The organism is Phyllobacterium sp. (assembly GCF_037994425.1).
Taxonomy (GTDB): domain Bacteria; phylum Pseudomonadota; class Alphaproteobacteria; order Rhizobiales; family Rhizobiaceae; genus Phyllobacterium.
The window spans coordinates 1-4,021 of record NZ_JBBNAM010000383.1 but is presented as its reverse complement, the minus strand read 5'-3'; the positions used below and the strand labels follow the sequence as shown (position 1 = coordinate 4,021).

At 54.9% G+C, this 4,021-nt stretch carries 4 protein-coding genes; 3 read left to right on the top strand and 1 reads right to left on the bottom strand.

Features of this window, described 5'->3' with window-relative positions:
* Nucleotides 1-357 precede the first annotated feature (357 nt).
* Nucleotides 358-1,458: a helix-turn-helix transcriptional regulator gene (locus tag AAAB35_RS25775; protein WP_340671193.1), complete on the bottom strand. Its 1,101-nt coding sequence runs from the start codon at nt 1,456-1,458 to the stop codon at nt 358-360.
* A gap of 444 nt (nt 1,459-1,902) precedes the next feature.
* On the opposite strand from AAAB35_RS25775, the gene AAAB35_RS25770 reads away from it, so the two are divergent.
* The 3 genes from AAAB35_RS25770 to AAAB35_RS25760 all read left to right on the top strand — a co-directional run.
* Nucleotides 1,903-2,721, top strand: coding sequence for a hypothetical protein (locus tag AAAB35_RS25770; protein WP_340671192.1), 819 nt, complete (start codon nt 1,903-1,905; stop codon nt 2,719-2,721).
* Between the two features lies 1 nt (nt 2,722).
* The gene (locus AAAB35_RS25765; protein WP_340671191.1) at nt 2,723-3,661 is read left to right on the top strand and encodes a hypothetical protein; all 939 of its coding nucleotides are present in this window, start codon (nt 2,723-2,725) and stop codon (nt 3,659-3,661) included.
* Nucleotides 3,662-3,665: 4 nt separating this feature from the next.
* Nucleotides 3,666-4,021: hypothetical protein (locus tag AAAB35_RS25760; protein WP_340671190.1), on the top strand; the 356-nt coding region annotated here is incomplete at its 3' end.

The following is a 4,021-nucleotide window of genomic DNA, read 5'->3' as shown; positions in this document are numbered from 1 at the left end:
ATGTGCAGCGTGGCACGACGGGCAGCTGTACGTCGGTCGGCAACTGGCCTGCCATCCGGTATTCGCTCATACGTGATTCCTGACATGATACTCACCCCTAAAACCTACTCACTGATTTTTCATCAGTTGTTTGTAACTCTAAGTTGTACGACATGACTTGCTGCGGTGGCCGGTCGACCTTTGAGCATTTTTCAGCCGGCCACGGCTTACTCCACTTGATGTCCGCTTCTCCGCCTGCCTGAGTGTCTCAGGGAGCGAATTGTCTAACGGAAGCCCATAGTTGTCGATTTTCCGGGAAAGCGCTTCACCCTGCGGGGTGAATCAAAAAAAACAGCAATTTTTTTTGGAGGCACAATTTTAAAGTCCTTCCAGGCCTGCAACCATTCTGATCAGTTCAACCTGATTGGCGGCATTGGTTTTGGCATAAAGGCTTTTGATCTGCGATCGTATCGTCTCACGTGAGAGCCCGGCTTCGGCAGCAATTTCGTCTGTGGTCCGCCCGCCGATCAATCCATTGAGCGCCCTCATTTCCGCCGCGGTGAGCCCATACGTGTCGCGGAATTCTGCGAGGTCGAATGTGCGTTGCACGGAGCGCTGGGGCTCCAGGATCACGACGACCGTCGGCCCCTCGAAGAAAAAGGAGAACCGGTCCTTCTGAACGTGGATCAAGGTCACCTTGACGTCATTAACCTGGAAGCTTGCATATTTGGGCTCATGCAATGCCCGATCGAGCATTTTCTGCAACATGCTTTCAGCCTCGTGCGATGCAATGTGCAGTTTTCCAAAGGCGGAGGTGCGCACACACGTTCCCTGTTCGATGATTTTTTGCGCGGTTTCCGAGGCGGACTTTATATGCGAATTGTCTCCAACGATAATCAGGCCGACGTCGATCGCGTCAAAGGCAAGGCCGCGGGCTTCCTTGCTGAATCTGTTGAACGAGCGGTTCTGATAGTATTTGAAGACTCTGTTGAGATGCGGCGCAAGGCGGGTCAGGAGCTCGGCGGCTTCGGCGGTGCGTTCCGTCTCTCTTTCGCTCGTCAGTATGCTGAGCAGGAATGACCTGCCCTCATTGCGCACGATCGTAACGCCGACGGCCGATTCCGACCCCGCCGGCACCAGGAAGTCCGAATAGAACTCGGTCTTTACCAGCCGGTCATAGGGAAGCATTTGTTCCGCCGTCACGCCGATGCCGATTTTGCGGTTCGCTGCCTTCGGCATCCACGGATTGATGCGGCAGAAGTAGGTGTCGTATTGATGGATTTGCTTGGACGTCATGCCGGACGTCAGCGACAGGGCGCCGGTGGCCTTGTACTGATCATGATAAAAGAGGGTCGATTTCCCGTCTGGAAGGGTCGCTGCAAGCCGATCGAGAAAATGCTGCCAACTGGTTTCACCCAGAAGGGAAGCATAAACGAGGTCGATGAACTCGTCGTCGATAAGCTTCAAGTCGTGCTTCATCCCACATTGCCGCTAAACTGTCTTATCGCCGACGAGTATAGCGTTGCGAGAGAATTTATCTACAGCAACACTAGACAATCGGAGCGATCCGCCGGATTGGCTGGCACGGTCGAAAATCACACATGAGGCTGGTGCGGGGCGGTCAGATTAGTTAAATATATAACCCCAACTGATTACTGATTAGCCCATTATTTGGTTCGACTATCAGTATATTTTCTCATAACATTGATAGATCAAACGAACTACGATGTATTCTTCGGTAATGGTCAGTCGATAGCCAATATTCATCTGTGGCCGCAAATATTCCACAGAATATTTTGCAACGCAAGGCAGCTGCGGCCGCGCCAATGACTTCAAGCAGCATTACAAGAGCATTTTCATTCGAATCGCATAGAGCGTCCCAGTCGCTTTTTTGCTCCACTTGCCAGTCGAGGGGAAGTCAACATGGCATTTACGGATAATTGCGACATCTTCGCCGCGCTTCACGAAGATGCGTTCAATGCAGTGGTAACGCATGTGCGCCGGCAGCGGCCATCATTGTTCAACTATGCTTCGCCTGGCGTCATCGCCAATCCCGGGCTGCTGTGCCGGCAGATCGATGCCCATCCTGTGGTCGCCCAGCGAAACAATCCGCTAATGACCCGCATCGATCCGCTGCAGATTCCCGGAACAAACTTCGCCATGGAATTGGCCGTGCAGGTCGCTGAGGCCAAGATCGACTTTCATCCGGGCAACCTGATCATCCTGCCCCCGGAGCTCGGCAAGCTGGCGCCGCAACGCTTCGCGATGGCGCTCGGCGTGTGCCTCGGCCTTGGCTGTCCACGCGATTTCCCCGTCGATCGCCTCATCGAGCCTCCCAAGGACAAACCTGACCGGGATGACAAGGACCGCGAGCCGGTGCCGCCGAGACCCCTGCCCGTGCGTAGCCTGATGTGCTTCTGCCTTGACGTTTTCGCCGTCGGCGGGGTGCGGATTCGGTTCTACAATGGCAAACCCTACCTCGAGCCGTTTGTCGAGCGCATCGAAATCGTCGATATCCGTCCCGACGAACTAGAGGCGATGCTGGAATGCTATCTTGAAATGATGCTCAAGCTTGGCCTCATCCCGAAGCTCAGGATCCTGCTAGAGCGGGCGCCACTGGAAATCATCAAGAATGTGGTGAGTGTCGTCGTCAAACCAGTCCCGATTTCGCCAGCGGTTCCGAACAATCCTGCGATCGAGGATGACCAGTTGAAGGCATTCATCAATCTGGAGGTGATCTGAAATGGCCAACCTCACCATTGCAGCATCCGAAGCAAGCTTCGTTCGCCTGTTCAACGCGATCCGCGATAATTTCGCTTTCGCCGACGCGGACAGCGCCGATTTCGGACCGTTTACCGCGAGCTATGACATCGCCTTCCACCTTGAAAACGGCGCCGTCGACCTGCGCGGCGACAATACGGTCAAGGTCGACGAACTCGACATCAAATGGGACAAGCTTGACCTTTCGCTCGGCATCGACATACCAGGCATTTGCATTGGTGGCTGGTGCATCATTCCAACGCCGTTCGGCTGTGCTTTGCGCCTGCCAAAAATCTGCATCTTCGACGACGATCCGGATATCGCCATCACCCTGCCGCTCGGCGGCATCGTTTCGGAGGTTTCGTTGACCGGTCGTCTCATCATGCGCCATTTCGACAACCCGGCGCGGCCGCCCGGAATGAACGCCTGGGATGCCCAGGACGCCGTCCCTTCGCTGGCAAGCGAGTGGCGATTGTTCTTCGACGATCCGATCGTGGATATCGATCCTATCGATGTTGCCGATACGGTCGGCGATCTTCTGGAGGCAGCGCTCGATGCGGCCGTCGACAATCTCCTTTTCTTCCTGCCTGGCTGGGCAAGGGATATTATCAAGGGGATACTCGGGCCGGTGATCGATCTCGTAAGGGGGATCCTCGACATTCCTGATGATATCCAGGAATGGGTATCGGATCTCCTCAATGTCAGCTTCGGACTGATCGACATCATCGCCCAGTTCATCATCGACTATTTCGGCGACAAGACCCCGCTGACGGCGATCGAAGACCCCTACCCGCTGCTGCCTGCAACCACGAACCCCAATAACTTCGGTCCTTCCATGCTCATACCCGTCAAGATTCCGATCCGGAAGCTCAACGTTTTCAACAATGACGTCGAGATGGTTCTTCAGGCAGATATAGGATGAAACGATGTTAGCGAACCTCAACCGGCAATTGTTCGAAGCCACCGTTTTTGACAGCGGTGCACTTGGACTTACCACAAGCATTGTCCACCAGTTCACGGCTGCCGGTATCTATTCGGCGATCGTCAGGAAAGACGCAAAGCATATGGGAAATGTCAGTTTCGAGGTCCGCGACGACGCGACAGCGATGCAGCTTGACATTGATCTGGCAAAGACGATGCAGGGGTCGAAAGACAGCTGCTGCGGATCGCAAACGGCAATGCCGGTCTCGTCCAAAGGCTACGTCGTCTTCCATACGACGTCCGGCAGCGGCTGGTCTGTCCATGTCGGCGAAGGCAAGCATGCAAGCTTTGACAGCACGCG

Excerpts from the sequence above, each read along its gene's own strand:
- AAAB35_RS25765 (WP_340671191.1), top strand. The coding sequence starts at position 2,723 with ATGGCCAACCTCACCATTGCAGCATCCGAAGCAAGCTTCGTTCGCCTG.
- AAAB35_RS25775 (WP_340671193.1), bottom strand. The coding sequence starts at position 1,458 with ATGAAGCACGACTTGAAGCTTATCGACGACGAGTTCATCGACCTCGTT.
- AAAB35_RS25770 (WP_340671192.1), top strand. The coding sequence starts at position 1,903 with ATGGCATTTACGGATAATTGCGACATCTTCGCCGCGCTTCACGAAGAT.